This is a genomic window from Thermosipho africanus Ob7, assembly GCF_003351105.1.
GTDB lineage: Bacteria > Thermotogota > Thermotogae > Thermotogales > Fervidobacteriaceae > Thermosipho > Thermosipho africanus.
Genome location: NZ_NKRG01000002.1, coordinates 120012 through 136454, shown reverse-complemented (window position 1 = coordinate 136454; position 16443 = coordinate 120012). Strand labels below are relative to the sequence as shown.

18 protein-coding genes are annotated in these 16443 nt (G+C 29.7%); 6 read left to right on the top strand and 12 right to left on the bottom strand.

Translation table 11 applies throughout. From position 1 onward, the window contains the following. Positions 1 to 5: 5 nt before the first annotated feature. The 11 genes from upp to OB7_RS03050 are packed head-to-tail and all read right to left on the bottom strand — an operon-like array spanning position 6 to position 10139. A complete protein-coding gene (gene upp, locus OB7_RS03100; protein ID WP_004102568.1) occupies positions 6 to 632 on the bottom strand; it encodes a uracil phosphoribosyltransferase in 627 nt (208 codons plus the stop codon). Further along, positions 622 to 1698, bottom strand: a complete 1077-nt coding sequence (gene prfA / locus OB7_RS03095) for a peptide chain release factor 1 (protein WP_004102569.1) — start codon at positions 1696 to 1698, stop codon at positions 622 to 624. Before prfA ends, upp begins: the two co-directional genes overlap by 11 nt. Next, positions 1686 to 2747 carry a type IV pilus twitching motility protein PilT gene (locus tag OB7_RS03090; protein ID WP_004102570.1) on the bottom strand — a complete coding sequence of 354 codons (1062 nt, stop codon included), beginning with the start codon at positions 2745 to 2747 and terminating at the stop codon, positions 1686 to 1688. Before OB7_RS03090 ends, prfA begins: the two co-directional genes overlap by 13 nt. Beyond that, positions 2744 to 4186 carry a DNA polymerase III subunit gamma/tau gene (dnaX, locus tag OB7_RS03085; RefSeq protein ID WP_004102571.1) on the bottom strand — a complete coding sequence of 481 codons (1443 nt, stop codon included), beginning with the start codon at positions 4184 to 4186 and terminating at the stop codon, positions 2744 to 2746. The genes OB7_RS03090 and dnaX overlap by 4 nt, the downstream gene beginning before the upstream one ends. 2 nt (positions 4187 to 4188) lie before the next feature. After that, on the bottom strand, positions 4189 to 5094 hold the full coding sequence (gene miaA, locus OB7_RS03080) for a tRNA (adenosine(37)-N6)-dimethylallyltransferase MiaA (RefSeq protein WP_004102573.1): 906 nt from the start codon (positions 5092 to 5094) through the stop codon (positions 4189 to 4191). Positions 5095 to 5097: 3 nt separating this feature from the next. Beyond that, positions 5098 to 5727, bottom strand: coding sequence for a hypothetical protein (locus OB7_RS03075; RefSeq protein ID WP_012580368.1), 630 nt, complete (start codon positions 5725 to 5727; stop codon positions 5098 to 5100). Next, positions 5717 to 6457 carry a hypothetical protein gene (locus OB7_RS03070; RefSeq protein ID WP_004102578.1) on the bottom strand — a complete coding sequence of 247 codons (741 nt, stop codon included), beginning with the start codon at positions 6455 to 6457 and terminating at the stop codon, positions 5717 to 5719. The genes OB7_RS03075 and OB7_RS03070 overlap by 11 nt, the downstream gene beginning before the upstream one ends. Next, a complete protein-coding gene (locus tag OB7_RS03065; RefSeq protein ID WP_114702503.1) occupies positions 6435 to 7229 on the bottom strand; it encodes a patatin-like phospholipase family protein in 795 nt (264 codons plus the stop codon). Before OB7_RS03065 ends, OB7_RS03070 begins: the two co-directional genes overlap by 23 nt. Further along, positions 7229 to 8077 (bottom strand): deoxyribonuclease IV, encoded by an 849-nt coding sequence (locus OB7_RS03060; RefSeq protein ID WP_004102582.1) that lies wholly within the window; start codon positions 8075 to 8077, stop codon positions 7229 to 7231. The genes OB7_RS03065 and OB7_RS03060 overlap by 1 nt, the downstream gene beginning before the upstream one ends. Next, complete coding sequence (locus tag OB7_RS03055; RefSeq protein ID WP_012580370.1) at positions 8074 to 8406, bottom strand: DUF1622 domain-containing protein; 333 nt, start codon at positions 8404 to 8406, stop codon at positions 8074 to 8076. The genes OB7_RS03060 and OB7_RS03055 overlap by 4 nt, the downstream gene beginning before the upstream one ends. A gap of 2 nt (positions 8407 to 8408) precedes the next feature. Further along, complete coding sequence (locus tag OB7_RS03050; protein WP_004102586.1) at positions 8409 to 10139, bottom strand: NAD+ synthase; 1731 nt, start codon at positions 10137 to 10139, stop codon at positions 8409 to 8411. Positions 10140 to 10206: 67 nt separating this feature from the next. Here OB7_RS03050 and OB7_RS03045 point away from each other — a divergent pair, with 67 nt between their 5' ends. Genes OB7_RS03045 through OB7_RS03020 form a run of 6 tightly spaced genes read left to right on the top strand, consistent with a single transcriptional unit; the run spans position 10207 to position 16076 of the window. Further along, complete coding sequence (locus tag OB7_RS03045) at positions 10207 to 10833, top strand: winged helix-turn-helix transcriptional regulator (protein WP_004102588.1); 627 nt, start codon at positions 10207 to 10209, stop codon at positions 10831 to 10833. Further along, a complete protein-coding gene (locus OB7_RS03040; RefSeq protein ID WP_004102590.1) occupies positions 10821 to 11423 on the top strand; it encodes a Na(+)/H(+) antiporter subunit B in 603 nt (200 codons plus the stop codon). Before OB7_RS03045 ends, OB7_RS03040 begins: the two co-directional genes overlap by 13 nt. A gap of 23 nt (positions 11424 to 11446) precedes the next feature. Continuing rightward, positions 11447 to 12769: a hypothetical protein gene (locus tag OB7_RS03035; protein WP_012580373.1), complete on the top strand. Its 1323-nt coding sequence runs from the start codon at positions 11447 to 11449 to the stop codon at positions 12767 to 12769. A 41-nt stretch (positions 12770 to 12810) separates the two neighbouring features. After that, a complete protein-coding gene (gene lgt / locus OB7_RS03030) occupies positions 12811 to 13635 on the top strand; it encodes a prolipoprotein diacylglyceryl transferase (RefSeq protein WP_193330477.1) in 825 nt (274 codons plus the stop codon). Continuing rightward, entirely contained in the window at positions 13632 to 14840 is a 1209-nt protein-coding gene (locus OB7_RS03025) for a 2,3-bisphosphoglycerate-independent phosphoglycerate mutase (RefSeq protein WP_004102596.1), read from the top strand. The genes lgt and OB7_RS03025 overlap by 4 nt, the downstream gene beginning before the upstream one ends. A gap of 3 nt (positions 14841 to 14843) precedes the next feature. Then, positions 14844 to 16076 carry a ComEC/Rec2 family competence protein gene (locus tag OB7_RS03020; protein WP_004102598.1) on the top strand — a complete coding sequence of 411 codons (1233 nt, stop codon included), beginning with the start codon at positions 14844 to 14846 and terminating at the stop codon, positions 16074 to 16076. Here the strand turns inward: OB7_RS03020 and OB7_RS03015 are convergent. Further along, entirely contained in the window at positions 15989 to 16441 is a 453-nt protein-coding gene (locus OB7_RS03015) for a Fur family transcriptional regulator (protein ID WP_004102600.1), read from the bottom strand. The two genes, OB7_RS03020 and OB7_RS03015, sit on opposite strands and share 88 nt — an antisense overlap. Positions 16442 to 16443 lie beyond the last annotated feature (2 nt).

Genomic DNA, 16443 nt, shown 5'->3' with positions numbered 1-16443 from the left:
CCCCCCTATTTTGTTCTAAATAATCTGTCTCCAGCGTCACCTAATCCAGGAAGTATATATCCTTTTGAATTTAATTCTCTGTCAAGGGAGGCTGTATAAATAATAACATCTGGGTGTTTGCTGTTTACAACCCTTGTCCCTTCTGGTGATGCTATAAGTGTTACAAGAATAACATTTTTTGCACCATGTTCTTTTACAATATCTAATGCCTTAACGGAAGAAACCCCTGTTGCAAGCATTGGATCTAATACGAAAACAAAGGAATTTTCATTAATTTTTGGAAGTTTAGCATAATATTCAACAGCTTTTAAAGTGTGAGGTTCTCTGTAGATTCCTATATGACCAACTGATGCATTTGGAAGTAATTGCAAAATTCCATCTGACATTCCAAGCCCTGCTCTCAAAATTGGAATTATAACAACATCTTTGTCGTCAATAAAATATCCTTTTGTTTTTTCTAAAGGTGTTTCAATTTCTGTTTCATGAATTTCCAAATGCCTTGTTGCTTCATAAGCAATTAAAAGAGTTATTTCTTTAAGGAGTTCTCTAAATTCTTTTGGACCGGTATCAGTTTTTCTCATTATTGTCAGCTTGTGTTTAATTAGCGGATGATCTACTACATTAATTTTCATCTTCATTTCCTCCTTTTAAAATGTTTTCTAATTGTTCAAGCATATCTATTCGCATAAGTCTTGTTATAAATTCATCTAATTCTCCATCAAGAACAGCTTGCAAATTGTATGATGTATAATTTATTCTGTGATCAGTTACTCTGTTTTGAGGAAAATTGTAAGTTCTTATTTTTTCACTTCTTTCTCCTGTTCCAATTTGTGATTTTCTATTTGAGCTGATCTTTCTTTCTTGTTCTTCAAGTTTTAATTTAAAAAGTCTTGCTCTTAATATATTCATTGCTTGCTCTTTGTTTTGAAGTTGGGATCTTTCAGACTGACAAGTAACGACTATTCCCGTTGGAATATGGGTAATTCTAACTGCAGATTCCGTCTTATTAACATACTGCCCGCCAGCTCCAGATGCCCTGTATGTGTCTATTCTGATGTCCGATGGATTTATTTCTATTTCAACGTTTGAAACTTCAGGGAGAACGGCAACAGTGGCAGTAGACGTATGAATTCTACCGCCAGATTCTGTAGTAGGGACCCTTTGAACCCTATGTACTCCACTTTCATATTTTAATAAGTTTCCAACGTTTTTACCTTTGATTTTTATTACAACTTCTTTGTATCCACCTAAATCGGTTTTATTTTCATCAACAATTTCTGCCTTAAAATTCTTTTTTTCTACATATCTAAGGTACATTCTTAATAGGTCAGCAGCAAAGAGTGCGGCTTCTTCTCCGCCGGTACCTGCACGTATTTCTAGAAAAACGTTTTTTCCGCTGTATTCGCTTTCGGGGAGTACTAATGAAATTAAGTCCTGCATTATATCTTCTTGTTTTTTTTGTAGTTTTTCAACTTCATGCTCAAAACCTTCAGGCATTTCTTCTTTCCACAACTCAATTTCATCTTCAATTTCAAGATATTCTTTTGCAAGTTGAAAAATTTCTTTCATTTTTGAATACTTTTCAGAATATGTTCTGATCTGGTCAGGTGTTAGCTGAGAACTTAATTTTTCTTCTAATGATTTTAAAAGTTTTTTACTCCATTCATGAATTTGTTGAACTATTTCTATATTCTCCATCCTATCTTTTTAGACACCTCCTCAATATTTCTAGCGTTTTCTAAAACTGCTTGTTTTGTTATGACACCTTTTAAGAATGCATCGATAAGCGCGTCATCAAATAATATATTTCCTTGTTTTTTGCTTGTTTGCATTACGCCTTCTATTTGATGTAATTTATTTTCTCTAATAAGGTTCTTTATAGCAGGTGTAGCTATCATTATTTCATCAACTGCAACAACTCCAAAATCTTTTTTAGGAACTAATCTCTGGAATATTACTGCTATCAGCGTATTTGCAAGTTGAAGAGCTATTTGCTTTTGTTGATGGGCTGGAAAAACGTCAATTATTCTTTCAGGAGCAGAGGCAGCTGAATTTGTATGAATTGTTGCAAATACCAAGTGTCCTGTTTCTGCAGCTGTTAGGGCAAGTGACATTGTTTCTAAATCTCTCATTTCTCCTACTAATATAACATCTGGGTCTTGTCTAAGAGCATATTTTAACCCATCTGAAAAACTATCAGTATCGGTTCCAACTTCCCTTTGATGTATTAAAGATCTTTTTGAGTCAAAAACATATTCAATTGGGTCTTCTATTGTTATTATATGCTTTGCAAATCGAGAATTTATATGTTCAATCATTGCGGCAAGAGTTGTTGATTTCCCACTACCCGTAGGACCAGCTACCAGAATTAATCCATGGTCTTTTTCTGAAAATTCATTTAATATTTTTGGCAGCCCTAATTCTTCTATTGTTCTAATTTTTTTTGGTATAAGTCTTAAAGCAAGAGTGGGATTTCTTTTTTCATAGTAGAAGTTTGCTCTTATTCTAATATTATGTATAGAAAAAGAAAAATCTATTTCTTTTTTTAATGAGTTTATTCCAAGTTTTGAAAATAAATTTTCAACCATTATTTCTATTTCTTGGGCAGTTGGAATATTTTCTCCAGGAAGTTTTACTAAGTTTCCATCGACTCTTAACATAATGGGCATATTAGCAGATATATGTACATCAGATGCACGAGATTGATTTGCTTTTAGTATTATTTCATCAATATTTAATTCATTCATTCATTATCCCCCTCTACTATAAAATTATTTCCAAATAATGATTTTAATTTATTAAGTACATCATCTTCTTTTGAATTTTCTTTAATTATTACTTCAAAGGGTTTAAAGATCCCAAATTTTGAGGTATACAATTTTTCTAATTCATGTATTTTACTTCTAACAAGCTCATAGTGAATTTTTTTCTCTGGTGGAAAAGTTATTTTAACTCTGTCAGGGAGCTCTTCAATTTTTGAAAATGAAAGCCCAACGTAAAGTGATAAATCTCCATGTAGTTTTAGATATTCCATTATTTTGCTTATATTTTCTTTATTTTCGATCTTTTTTTCTTTATTTTCAACATTTTGAGTTGATTCTAAATCTTTATCATTTAGTTTACTTTCAGGTATAGGTTCATTCTCTTCAGCTTTTTCGACATTTTTCTTTATATTTTCTCGAGGTGGTTTTAACTTCATGACGCTTAAAAAACCAAGTTTTATCAAAATTAATTTTTCTTCGGAATATTTTATATCTTTTAAAATTTCTGAGAGTGGCTTTAAAAATTCAATTAATTCATAATCACCACTTTCAATTTTCAAAATCATTTCTTCAAGTAGTTGCATCAGAAATACTTCAGGATCTTTTCCGGAAAAATAAACTTTTTCAATGATTTCTGTGGTTTTCTTAATATCTCCAATTTTTATACTATCAATCATTTCATTAATAACCTCTATTGGGACTAATCCAAGAGTTTCACGAACATCTTCTATAGTAATGTCCTTTGAAGAGCTTTTTGATACTTGTTCTAGGATTGTTAATGCATCTCTCATTCCACCATTTGCCCTTTTTGCAATTTCATTTAAGGCTTCTTGGCTTATATTTATATTTTCTTTTTTACATACAAATTCGAGCCTTTTTATAATATCTTCAATAGTTAAATTCTTAAAATCTATTACTTGACATCTTGATATGATAGTTTGAGGGATCTTTTCAGGGTTGGTAGTAGCGAGTATAAAGACTACGTTTGAAGGAGGTTCTTCCAGTGTTTTTAATAGAGCATTAAAAGCTTCTTTTGTTAACATATGAACTTCATCAATTATATAAACTTTATAATTTCCCTGGGCTGCGTGATATCCTACCGTTTCACGTATTTTTCTAATTTCATCTATACCCCTATTTGAAGCAGCATCTATTTCAAGAACGTCCATAAAACTACCATTATCTATTGATTGGCAAGTATTACATTTATTGCATGGTTCAACTCCATTCTTATTTTCACAATTAAGAGATTTTGCAAGTATCCTTGCAACAGTAGTTTTTCCGGTACCACGTGGACCTGCAAAAATATACGCATGTGAGATTTCTCCATTTTTTAATGAATTTAAAAACAGGGTTTTTACATGATTTTGACCAACAACTTCAGAGAATAACTTCGGCCTATATTTTCTATATAATGCCTGCATTTTTACACCTCTAATATAAATTTTTTAATTTCTTCTATAGCTTTTTTTCTTGAAATTTCAGATAGATTTATCCATTTAGCTTGCTTATATCGCCTGAGCCATATTATTTGTCGTCTTGCATAGTGTCTTGTGTTTTTCTTTATTAAGTGGACTGCAGTATTCAAATCGTATGTATTTTCTAAATAGCGTATTATTTCTTTATATCCAATTGTTTGAAATGCATTAAGATCTTTAGGATATTTTTCTAATAAAGATTTGACTTCATCCACTAGTCCTTCTTTTATCATTTTGTCAACTCTTAAATTAATTCTTTCGTATAACTCATCTCGATAGCGATCTAAGACAAGTATTTTATAGTCTTTTGAATACTCTGATTGTGTTTGAAGTTGTGATATCTTTTTACCTGTTTTAAAATAAACTTCAAGAGCTCGGATTGTTCTTTTTATATCGGAGGGATGAATTTTTTGAGCAGCTTGTGGATCATACTTTTCCAGCATACTCCTTAGAATACCAGGTTCATTTTTTTCCATTTCACTTAGTTCTTTTCTAAGTTTTTCATCTTTAGGTACACCTTCAAAAAAACCTCTTACTAATGAATCAATATATAAACCTGTTCCTCCTACAAAAAGTGGAACAATACCTTCGTTAACTAGTTTATCTCTTATTTTTAGTGCATCTTGTCTGAATAGGAAAGCATTATAATATTCATCTGGGTAAATGTGATCAATTAAATAGTGTGTAACTTTTGATTTTTCTTCTTTACTTGGTTTGGCTGTTCCTATGTCCATTAATTTGTAAATTTGTCTTGAGTCTACTGAAATAATATTTGCGTTAATTTGGGATGCAATTTCTAATACTATATCAGTCTTTCCAACTGCTGTTGGTCCTGAAATAATTGTGTATTTCATATATCACTCCACCACTATTTCTACTTTAACGTTTTTACCTTTCATGCTATTGTCCTTGGTATTTATGCTTACGCTTTCACCTAGAAGTTTCAATTTTTTCTTTTCATCTTTTAAATCAACATTGTTTGAAAGTATTATTTTACCTTCATTTCTATCATACCAAAATTCAAAAGCTTTAGCAATTATGCTTCCTTTTGTAATTGAAACTTTTTCTTTTTCAGATTTCCCAGAAAATGTATTATTCTTTAAATCAAATTCAAGGGTTTCACATGAAATAAATATTGTTTCCGAGCTTTGTGAATCATTTATAGTTACTGATGCATTTTTAATTGTTCCTTTTTGTGATTCAATATTGTATTTCATTTCTATACCTTCCATTACTCCATTTTCAAATTCTATGTGAACTTTACCGTCAACATTTAGGTCAATCCATTTATTGTTTATTTTACTTATTACCATATCATTAGAGGTTAAAAGTAATTTGTCCTCTGGAATTTTCAATAAAATATTTCCTTGGTAAACAATAGTTTTCTCACTTGGTTCAATATAATCAGAAGAAATATGTATAGTTTTTGAGATAACAATGGTTGCTAGAAATAATATAATAAAAAAGGTTAAAAATTTATTTTTCATTGATTAGTCCCCCTAAATATTTTTCTGATATATTGAGTATTGTTGTAGAAATTTCAAAAGGATTTTTAGATTTTGTATTTATAACTATTTTGTGATTTGCATTTTCCAATCTTTTCTTTGCAATTTGTTTTGTTCTATGTATTGTTGATACTATCATGTAATCAACAGCATTTTTCAAAGTATATTCGTTTTCATTTTCAATATAGAATAAAAAATCAGCTTCTGGTATCCCATATACCCAACTACCTGTGATGTAACCATTATAAGGTTTAAATTCTATGGGAATAGACAATGTTTTAATTAATGCTTCTTTTAAAGACCCCTTTAGTATTTCGTCGTTGAATGTATTGATATTAAATGCATGTATTTTTAATTTTTCTGGAATAGGTTCATCAACAAAAAACTTATCTACGAAGTTTATAAGAACTTTTTCAGATTTAAAACCATTTAAACTTCTTGAGGCTTTGTACAAAGTTCTCAATTGCTCGGTAATTCCAAAAAGGTTCAAGCCAAATAAAAAATGAAAGGTCTTTTTTAATTCTAGGTATAATTTTTTTGAATATAAGTAACTTGTCGAAGATGATTGTGTTTTTAGGTAAAAATATGCCGGTATGCACGAAAAACCAGTACAGTGAATTTCTTCAAATTCAATATTATATTTTTCAGCTGCGGAAAAAAAAGCAGGAATTGATAAATAAAGAATTGAATCACCACCAAAAGCGAGGGTCAAATTCTTCTCTCCTCTCATTTATATAGTTTAGCGCAGTATTGTAAATTTGCAAGTAATTATTAAATTCATACCATTGATAAGGTATTCTATAATATATTACCACATTAGCAAGTTCTAAATCAACATATTCAATTTCTATTTCTTTCCATGTATCTAAGTAGTACATTAGTTCGAGTTGATCTTTAGGAAAATCTTGCGGTTTTCTTTCAAAGGTGCTTGCAACAACAAAATCGGAGCCTAAAAGTTTAGCTTCTTTTACAGGGGTAGGTGCTAGTACTCCACCATCAGTATTTTGAGTTCCAGCTATCCATAGTGGTGAAAAAACACCAGGTACTGATGAGCTTGCCATTACAGCATCTACTAAAAAACCTTCTGTAATCAACAACGAAGTTCCTTCTAAAGTATCAAAGGTTATTATCCCAACGTTTTTTTTAAGATCACTAAATTTTTTCTTTCCAAAAAGGAATTTGAAAAATGGATAGTAATCTTCAACCGGGACTAAGGATCTTTGAAAAATAGACCAAAAATTTGACTTTTCAAGTTTAGTCATATATTTTTTGAAGTTTGGAAGATAAAGTTTAATTGCTTCTGAAAACATTTCAAAAACTTTGTTACTGTCTCCATATAGTCCGTATAAAGCAGCAACAATTGCTCCAGCTGAAGATCCAGTTATAATATCAACATCTATATCATTTTCTTCTAAAAATTTTAGCGTTGCTATATGAGCAAATCCTTTAACGCCACCAGCAGCAAGAGAAAGTCCTATCTTCATTATTTCACCTCTAAAATTTTGAGTACTTCTTGTATATCTTTTTTATGAACATCATTATCGCCTGGTGTTTCTAAAACCCATGGTATTTTTTGAATAAGTGGATGTGATATAAAAACTTTGAGACCTTCAGAGCCTATCTTTCCTTTTCCAATATTTTCATGCCTGTCTTTATTTGATCCTAAATCATTTTTTGAGTCATTTAAGTGTATAAATTTTAATTTTTCGAGTGAAAAGTATTTATCTATCTTATTTAAAAATTCATTTAGTTTTTCTTTATTAGTTATATCATATCCTGCATCAAAAGCATGACAAGTATCAATGGTAATACCAAGTCTATCAGGAAATTTAGCTTTATCAATAATTAACTTTAATTCCTCAAGTGTCGAGCCAATATTCCCACCTTTTTTTGTTACATTTTCAAGTAAGATAAAAGTATTTTTTTCTTTCTCCATAGCTGTATTTAATGCTTTTAAAATTTGATTTATACCATTTTCAACTCCACTTTTTAAGTGGCTTCCAGGATGAATGTTTAAATATTTTATACCTAGGGTTGAGCATATTTTCATTTCTAAGATTAATAGCTCTAATGATTTATTCCATGTTTCGATATTTGGACTTGCTATGTTTATAAGGTAACCACTATGACAAAGCATAGCTTCTGGATCAATCTTGTATTTTTTAATACCTTCTTTAAATAATTTGATATCTTCTTCCTTTGGAAGGTTAGCTTTCCATTGACGTGGATTATGCGGAAATATTTGAAATGCGTTTCCTCCAATTTCATATGTTTCTTTCGGTACTCTTTTAAAACCACCACCGATGGGCATATGTGCTCCAATTCTTATCATTTTTCATCCCCGCCTTTAATATCTTTTCTTAAAAAGTAGTTAAGTAATGTCCTTATTCCAATAATTGCAGCTAGTTGCCCTATATCATTCCATGAAGGAGCAACTGTTGTTTTTAAAATACTTGAACCAATTAAGATAGCAAGTCCCAACGAAAAAGAATGACCTATCTCTAATCGACTTTCTTCTATTGCTTCTTTTGAATCTTTTTTTAATAATGCGTCTTTTACAAAAATAGTAAAAGCTTTAACTATTCCGGAAGTAATAACTATAATTGCTAGAAGCTGAAAGATTAAACCTAAATAATTGACAATTATTTCTTCAAATTTCATATTCACCATTCCCGATATTTATTTGTTATTGGCATTCTCCTGTCTTTTCCGAAGGATCTTTCCGAAACTTTAACGCCAATAACACCCTGGCGTCTTTTGTATTCATTCCTGTCTACTAATTTTGCTACGTACTTTACAGTGTCTTTATCAAATCCTTTATTAATTATTTCATCCACAGAAAGTTCTTTTTCAATGTACATTTTTAAAATTTCATCTAAGATTTCATAAGGTGGCAAAGTATCTTGATCCTTTTGATCAGGTCTTAATTCAGCACTTGGTGGTTTGATAAATACATTTTCTGGTATTATTTCTTTACCTTTGAATTTATTATACCACCTTGCAATTTTATACACATCTGTTTTATATATATCTTTTATTGGAGAAAATCCTCCTACCATATCACCGTATAAAGTAGAATAGCCAGTAGCTATTTCGCTTTTATTTCCAGTTGCAAGGACAATATATCCAAATTTATTTGATACAGCCATTAATAGAGTTCCTCTAATTCTTGCTTGCAAGTTCTCTTCTGTTATATCTTCGCTTGTTCCTTTAAATATATCTTTTAATGAGTTTTTGAATGAATAATAAATATCTGAGATTTTTATAATATGGTATTCAATTTCTAAATTTTCTGCTAGCTTTTTTGCATCTTCTATGCTGTGTGATGAGCTGTACATAGAGGGCATTAAAATACCAACTACATTTTTATTTCCAAGAGCTTCTACTGCTATTGCAGCTACCAAAGATGAATCCATACCGCCACTTAATCCAATTAGAACCTTTTTAAATCCATTTTTTTGGATGTAATCTTTAAGTCCTAAAGTAATTGCCCTAAAAATTTCTTCTTCCTTTGTTAAAGTGTAATTTTTGTTTTTATAATTTATTGGCTTTAGTTTATTTATGTTCTCACTTTTTACAAAGATATAATTTATTGGTTTGTCATTTACAATGTTAATATACCTTCTTCTTGGATCATGTAGATTTGTTCTTAAATTATCCTCGATAGGTATATCAATTGTAAAGATTTCTTCTTCAAAAGGTTTTCCTTCAAAAATTATTTTTCCATCAGATGAAGTAACTACGCTTCCACCGTCAAATACTACCTCATCTTGTCCACCTACCATATTGCAGTAAACTATTGGGCAATGATGATCATATGATTTCTTGGATAGATAATTCTTTCTAAGCTCCCTTTTTCCATGGAAGTATGGAGAAGCCGACGCGTTTAAGATTAGTTGAGCACCATTTATAGCTTGGTAAAACATAGGGCCTAATGGACTCCAGATATCCTCGCATATATTTATTCCAATTTTAATATTGTTATAATTTATAATAACAATTTCATTTCCAGATTTAAAGTATCTGTTTTCATCAAAAACACTATAATTTGGTAAATGCATTTTGTGGTACTTCCCAAGTAATTTCCCATCTCTTATAACTGCAAGTGAATTATAGGCATCATCTTCAATATCTATAAATCCTAACAAAATAATTACGTTTTTACCTCTGGAAAAATTAATAATTTTTTCCAAATATTCAATATTCTTTTTTAAAAACGAAGTTCTTAGAATTAAATCTTCAGGTGGGTAACCTGTCAAGAATAATTCAGGGAATATTAAGAATTCTGAATTGTTATTTTCAGCAATTTCAATTGCAGATATAATTTTTTTCATGTTTCCTTCGAAATCACCTAGAGTTGAATTTAATTGTGCAACTGTCGTTCTTATATACATAAATATCCCTCCTCAATCAAATTATATCACGATTTTTGTGATATAATTTTTTAAAGGGGTGAGCAAATTGATAAAAATAGATACATTGAAATTTTTTCAACCGACACCTGAATACAGGAAGCTTGTTATATTGGAAGCTTTGTATGAAAATCCTAACCTTTCTCAAAAAGAACTTTCAGCCATAGCTGGTGTTGTTCCATCTTTAGTGAATAAATATATTAATGAATTAGAAAAGAAAGGATATATTGAAACTAAGGATCTTGGAAAAAACAAAATTTATAATGTTACAGGAGAAGGTTTGTCGGAATTATATTTTTTGAAGCTTTCATTTTTTAATGATATAGTTAATTTGTCAAAAAAGATAGATTCTCAACTTGAAAATATTTTCTTGAAGTTAAAAGGAAAAAATGAAATAGGGATTTATGGGGCAGGGCTTGTTGGAAAAGTTTTGGCTGAGCTTTTGTTGAATAGAGGGTATAATATAGTTGTATTTTTTGATGATGATAACGGTAAAGTTAATTCTAGAGTATTTGGCATACCAATTTTGCCACTCAATTCGAAAGTTAGAATAGATGCTTTAGTAGTAGCATCTATAAAAAACTCTGAGCAAATGGTGAAAAAAGCTAAAAAGTTTGATTTTACTGATATTTATGTATTTAAAACGGAGGAATTTAAGTTGTCATGGCATGGATAAAGTCTTTTTCTTTGATTTTTTTATCAATTTTATTTTTTATATTTTTGTTTATTGAAAGCTCACATAACTTAGATTTTAGTAGATTAGGTATTGTAAATAATTTTGTTACCGAAATATATTTAAAAAATAGGTTGTATGATACTCTTTTTGAGGTTTTGGTTTTTTCACTTGCTGCAATGGGAATATTTTTATTTAATTATTCAGAAGAAAGACAAAAATTTCATTTACATGAAACTCACATAAGAATATTATTAAAGTTTCTTAGTTATTTTGTGATATTATTATCATTTTATTTAGCTTATTATGGTGATAAGACGCCTGGTGGAGGTTTTTCAGCTGGAGTAGTTGGAGGAACTGGTATTTTACTATACTCTCTAAGTACTACATTTAATGAAATTGAGTATGTATTTGAAAAGTATAAAATAAAACTTTTTGAGAAAATCTCAATATTCATTATATATGGATTTTCGATCTCTTCTTTGTTAGGCAGTGTTCACGTAAGATTACTGAGTATATTAATATACCTTAAAGTAATGTTTGGTATGTGGATAATCATATACAGTTTTATAAAGCATAGAGGAATTGTTTAATAAATTTGTAGGGGGTTGTTTTTATGTTTTTTGAAAATGTTTTAAAAGATGTACCTAACGAACTTTCCAAAGAAGTTTTTAAAGCAAAGAGTGCCCTTGAAAAAAACTTTAACGATTCACAAGTGAAACGAAACTTTATTGAAATTACATGGGAATTGTATAGATATTTGCTTGAGAATATAGACGAAAATTATGAAGTTGAAAAACGCCTCTTTTTAAGGTATGGGTTACTCGAGCCTAGATATTTAAATTCCAGGGATTTTGAAAGAATAAAAAGCATTCCTTTTGTGGATGATAAAGAAAATATATTTTATGTTGATGAATGGTTGCTTGCTGTTAAAAAGGGATTAGTAAACGAAAGCAGCTTCATGGAGGTAATTGAATCGAGAAAAAATGTTGCTCCAAAAAATGTTGCGTCATTTGAGATGGCATTTAATGAGAAATTGGAAGAAAGGAAATTCATTGAAAGACAATTAAGAGAAATTGTTAAAGGTATCGAAGATGAAGGAAAACCATATCGAAAGTCTATCTTGAGTTTAATTGATCAAGCTATAGAAAAATTGAAAAAATTAAAACTTGTAAACAAAGAAGTTGAGATTATTTTTGAGCAACTTAACAAATTAAAAGAAGAATCTCAAATAAATGAAAAAACAGAAGATAATTTCAGTAAAAAAATAATGGAGCATGAGGTTATAATACAAATGATAAATAAATCTATTGGAAGACTTGGGAATCGGTTTTTAGTATTAACCTCTATTTTTTTAAATGGTATTAATGCAATTGGTTCAAAAGATCTTATTGAGAGTAAACTAAATGAATTTGAAAAAATTGATTATAAAATATTTGAAAGGAAGATACGAGGCACAAGCATTAAATTAAAACCTTATTTTATAATAGTTCCTGGGTATGGAGATTATGGATTTTGTTGGGAACCTTTTGAGGGATTAAATGTTATTAGTGGTCGTGGCAGAGTGGTTATACCTATGTTTCCTAAAAATATTGATGTTGCAATTTTAAGTGCTTTGGGAGACTACAGGTTAAAGGCCGCAAAAGAATTAGCATTTGGACGTTGGATGGAAGAGGGCTTAACAGGAGAAATATACAATTATTTAATGGATAATAAAATTAGAGAGAGAATTGATGAATTCTTTGTGAAAAGATATATACTTTGGATTTTGAAGGAATCAAATGGTGTTCAAAAACTTGAAAAGGAAATTAGAGAAATATTCTGGAGGTACGTAGAATTTCCTGAAGAAATAAAAGCTAAACTTTCAAATATAAGCTATATTTATTCTAATTTATACGAAAAAGATAAAAGGAGGAAGAAAAATTGGGAAAATCTTTAAAATTAGTTCTCACCTTAATCTTTATTTGTCTTATAATTGGAATGTTTTTCTTTCTCAAAGGAGTATTTTCCGGAGAAATAATATTAAAAAGATACATTTTTAAATTTGGCTTTTTTGAGCTTAGATGGTATAGCTTTTTAATAGTTACGGGAATAATTATTTCGTATTATCTTGTAAGAAGAAGACTGAAATATTTTGATATTAACCCCGATGATTTAGATGAAGCTGTTTTTTGGGGGATTTTGTCATCTATAGTTGGTGCAAGGACATACTATGTAATATTTATGTGGGACGAGTTTTATTCAAAGTATCCTTCAGAGATTATAAAGATCTGGCATGGTGGACTTGCAATCCATGGTGCCGTTATTGGTGCAATTGTTTCAACTTTTTTGTATACTCGCTTGAAAAAAAATTGTTCTTTTACTTTTTTGCAAGGGACTGATCTCTTAACTAGTGTATTACCTTTAGGTCAAGCAATTGGAAGATGGGGAAACTTTTTTAATTATGAAGCATATGGTGGGCCGACTAATTTACCATGGAAGATGTTTGTCCCGCCCGAAAATAGAATGGTTGGATATGAAAATTATTCTTATTTTCATCCTACGTTTTTGTATGAAAGTATATTTGATTTTTTGATATTTTTGTTTTTGTACAAATATGATTTGAAGTGGAAGAAAAAAAATGGTGAAACAACGGCATTATATTTTATTTTATATTCTGCAAATAGGTTTTGGATTGAGGGATTGAGGACAGATAGTTTATATTGGGGTAAAATTAGAGTGGCACAATTGGTAAGTCTTATTTTAATTATTTTAGGGATTATCATGTTTATTCTACTAAGAAGAAAAACGGAGGTGAAAAAATGATTGATAGGCAAAAAGTTATTAGTGAATTAATTTCGCCTAATACTTCAAAAATTGTTTTATTGGTTATGGATGGTATTGGTGATATTCCAAATGAAGAAGGTTTAACCCCTCTTCAAAAGGCTAACACGCCAAATTTAGATGCTCTTGCAAAAAAGAGTGATTTAGGTCAAACAATTCCAGTTCTTCCTGGTATTACTCCTGGTAGTGGACCAGGTCATTTGGGATTATTTGGATATGATCCTTTAAAATATCAAATTGGTAGAGGAATATTAGAGGCTCTTGGAATCAATGTTGAAGTTGGTGAAAATGATTTGGTTGCTCGTGGAAATTTTGCAACTATTGATGGAGATATTATAGTTGACAGAAGAGCAGGAAGGCCATCTTCAGAAGAAAGTGCAAAGGTTGTAGAAATTTTAAATGAAAATATCAAAGAAATAGAAGATGTAAAGATAACATTTTATCCTGGAAAAGAACATAGATTTGTTGTTAAACTTACAGGTGAAGGATTAATGGATAAATTAGAAGATGCGGATCCTCAAAAAGAAGGGAAACCTATAAAGTATACAAAGGCTTTAGATGAATCATCTAAAAAGTCAGAAAGAATAGTTAACATTTTACTTGATAAAATAAAAGAAGTGTTGAAAGACCAACCAAAAATGAATTTTGCACTCTTGAGAGGTTTTTCAAAGCACCCAGATATGCCAAAATTTGGAGATGTTTTCAAATTAAAGCCTGCAGCAGTTGCTGTATATCCAATGTATAAGGGCCTTGCAAAACTTGTTGGCATGGAAGTTGTAGAGGCAGGTCAAACTATTGAAGATGAATTTAATACTGTAAAAAAACTATGGAATGAATATGACTTCTTTTATGTTCACATAAAAAAGACCGATTCATATGGTGAAGATGGTAACTTTGATTCGAAAGTAAAAGTTATAGAAGAAGTTGATAAATTCTTACCAATACTTTTAGAATTAAATCCGGATGTTTTAATAGTTACTGGTGATCATTCAACACCATGTGTAATGAAAGGACATTCATTCCATCCAGTTCCTTTAATGATTTATGCAAAGAATACAAGAAGAGGACTTTCAAAATTGTTTAATGAGTTTGAATGTGCAAGAGGAAGCCTTGGAACAATCCATGCAGTTGATGTGATGCCTCTTGCTCTTGCATATGCTGGAAGATTGGAGAAGTATGGAGCATAATTTATGTATTTCCTCATTTTTTTATCTTCAATATTAGGGGCTTTGATAGCCCCTGTTTTTTCTTTTCCAAAGTTTGTGATTTTTTTACCATTTTTGTTTTTTAAAAAGAGAGAGTGCTTTTGGATTTTATTTTTCTTTCTTGCTTTTAACATTTTATCAGTTGTAAACTTTAATGGTGAATTTGAATTTGTTGGTAGGGTGATTCAAACAAATGACAGCTATTCTCTTGTTAAAGGAGATATATTTTATAACGGTAAATGGAAAAAATTAAATGTTTTAGTTGGAGTAAATAAGGAGATACCATTGGGAGATATTGTTTACTATTATGGACCTTTTGATGCAAAGAAATATTCATATCCAAAAGTAACATTAGATAAAAATAGGGTGATTGTCTCACCCTATTTTTCTTTGGTTAGAAATATATATACTAAAACAGAAAATTTTCGTAAGAAAATATTAAATTATAGCAAAGTTTACTATGGACTTTTTGGTGGAAAAGTAAAAGATAAAATTTATTCAGATAGTGGACTTTATCATTTTTTTAGTATTTCTGGGCTACATATTTCTTTAATATTTGCCATTTTAACTTCTGTTTTAACGTTTTTTAGCCTTTCTGATTTGTCAAAAAAATTTATTGCTTTAATGGTTTCGTTTCTTTTTTTAATTTCTTGTGGTAATAATTTGCCTTCTTTAAGAGCATTTTTATATCTTTTTTTAGTAATTTTATTTGAAAAACTAATTCCAAAAATGTCAAAGATAGATATTTTAAGTTTTGTTGGTTTGTTCTTTTTATTTTTTCAGCCTTTTCTTGCGTACTCACTTTCTTTTTATATGACTTTTTTTAGTACGTTTGGTATATTAAGTGTTGAAAATAACAAATTAAAACCTCTTGCAGCATTTTTAGGTTGCGCACCATTTTTGTCATTATTTTCAAATGTAAATATTTTTTCAATAATTGGAACTTTTGTGCTTATTATTCCATTTCAAATTATATTAACCAGCTTGATGATTGCATATTTCTTTTACATTTTAAATTTCTCGTTAATAGTCGATTTTATTTTAAAAGTCAGTCTTCCTATTACAAAATTCATAGAGTTTATTTCTGGTATTTTTTCAAGATTTCCTAAGATTCATGGTGGAATAATCACTTACTTTTTATTTTCAGTTTTATTCTTTGCTTTTTTGCTACATTTTGGACAAATTCCATATATTTTGAAATCAAAATCTTCAAATTGAAAACCCTGTGAAAGCAATTCTTTTTTTATTACTTCAAGGTGCTTTTCTTCAATCTCATATATTTTTCCACATATTTTACATATAAAATGATGATGCATTTTTTCTTTTTTAGCAAGTTCATATCTATATATTCCATCCCCAAAATCAATTTTTCTTAAAAGTCCAAATTCAACAAGAAGATCGATTGTTCTATACACGGTTGCTTTGCTAACAGTATGTTTATTTGAAAATAATAATCTATAAACATCTTCAGCACCAAGGTGTTTAGATTCATTGTCAATAAAAACTTTAAGGACTAATTCCCTTTGGGGAGTCATTCTGTATTTTTTGTTCTTTAATTCCTTTTTCAGAGTCTCAATATACATGC

What these genes read in the sequence shown, in the direction of transcription:
- upp (WP_004102568.1), bottom strand. Translation starts at nt 632, where the DNA reads ATGAAAATTAATGTAGTAGATCATCCGCTAATTAAACACAAGCTGACA.
- prfA (WP_004102569.1), bottom strand. Translation starts at nt 1,698, where the DNA reads ATGGAGAATATAGAAATAGTTCAACAAATTCATGAATGGAGTAAAAAA.
- OB7_RS03090 (WP_004102570.1), bottom strand. Translation starts at nt 2,747, where the DNA reads ATGAATGAATTAAATATTGATGAAATAATACTAAAAGCAAATCAATCT.
- dnaX (WP_004102571.1), bottom strand. Translation starts at nt 4,186, where the DNA reads ATGCAGGCATTATATAGAAAATATAGGCCGAAGTTATTCTCTGAAGTT.
- miaA (WP_004102573.1), bottom strand. Translation starts at nt 5,094, where the DNA reads ATGAAATACACAATTATTTCAGGACCAACAGCAGTTGGAAAGACTGAT.
- OB7_RS03075 (WP_012580368.1), bottom strand. Translation starts at nt 5,727, where the DNA reads ATGAAAAATAAATTTTTAACCTTTTTTATTATATTATTTCTAGCAACC.
- OB7_RS03065 (WP_114702503.1), bottom strand. Translation starts at nt 7,229, where the DNA reads ATGAAGATAGGACTTTCTCTTGCTGCTGGTGGCGTTAAAGGATTTGCT.
- OB7_RS03060 (WP_004102582.1), bottom strand. Translation starts at nt 8,077, where the DNA reads ATGATAAGAATTGGAGCACATATGCCCATCGGTGGTGGTTTTAAAAGA.
- OB7_RS03055 (WP_012580370.1), bottom strand. Translation starts at nt 8,406, where the DNA reads ATGAAATTTGAAGAAATAATTGTCAATTATTTAGGTTTAATCTTTCAG.
- OB7_RS03050 (WP_004102586.1), bottom strand. Translation starts at nt 10,139, where the DNA reads ATGTATATAAGAACGACAGTTGCACAATTAAATTCAACTCTAGGTGAT.
- OB7_RS03040 (WP_004102590.1), top strand. Translation starts at nt 10,821, where the DNA reads ATGGCATGGATAAAGTCTTTTTCTTTGATTTTTTTATCAATTTTATTT.
- OB7_RS03035 (WP_012580373.1), top strand. Translation starts at nt 11,447, where the DNA reads ATGTTTTTTGAAAATGTTTTAAAAGATGTACCTAACGAACTTTCCAAA.
- lgt (WP_193330477.1), top strand. Translation starts at nt 12,811, where the DNA reads ATGTTTTTCTTTCTCAAAGGAGTATTTTCCGGAGAAATAATATTAAAA.
- OB7_RS03025 (WP_004102596.1), top strand. Translation starts at nt 13,632, where the DNA reads ATGATTGATAGGCAAAAAGTTATTAGTGAATTAATTTCGCCTAATACT.
- OB7_RS03020 (WP_004102598.1), top strand. Translation starts at nt 14,844, where the DNA reads ATGTATTTCCTCATTTTTTTATCTTCAATATTAGGGGCTTTGATAGCC.
- OB7_RS03015 (WP_004102600.1), bottom strand. Translation starts at nt 16,441, where the DNA reads ATGTATATTGAGACTCTGAAAAAGGAATTAAAGAACAAAAAATACAGA.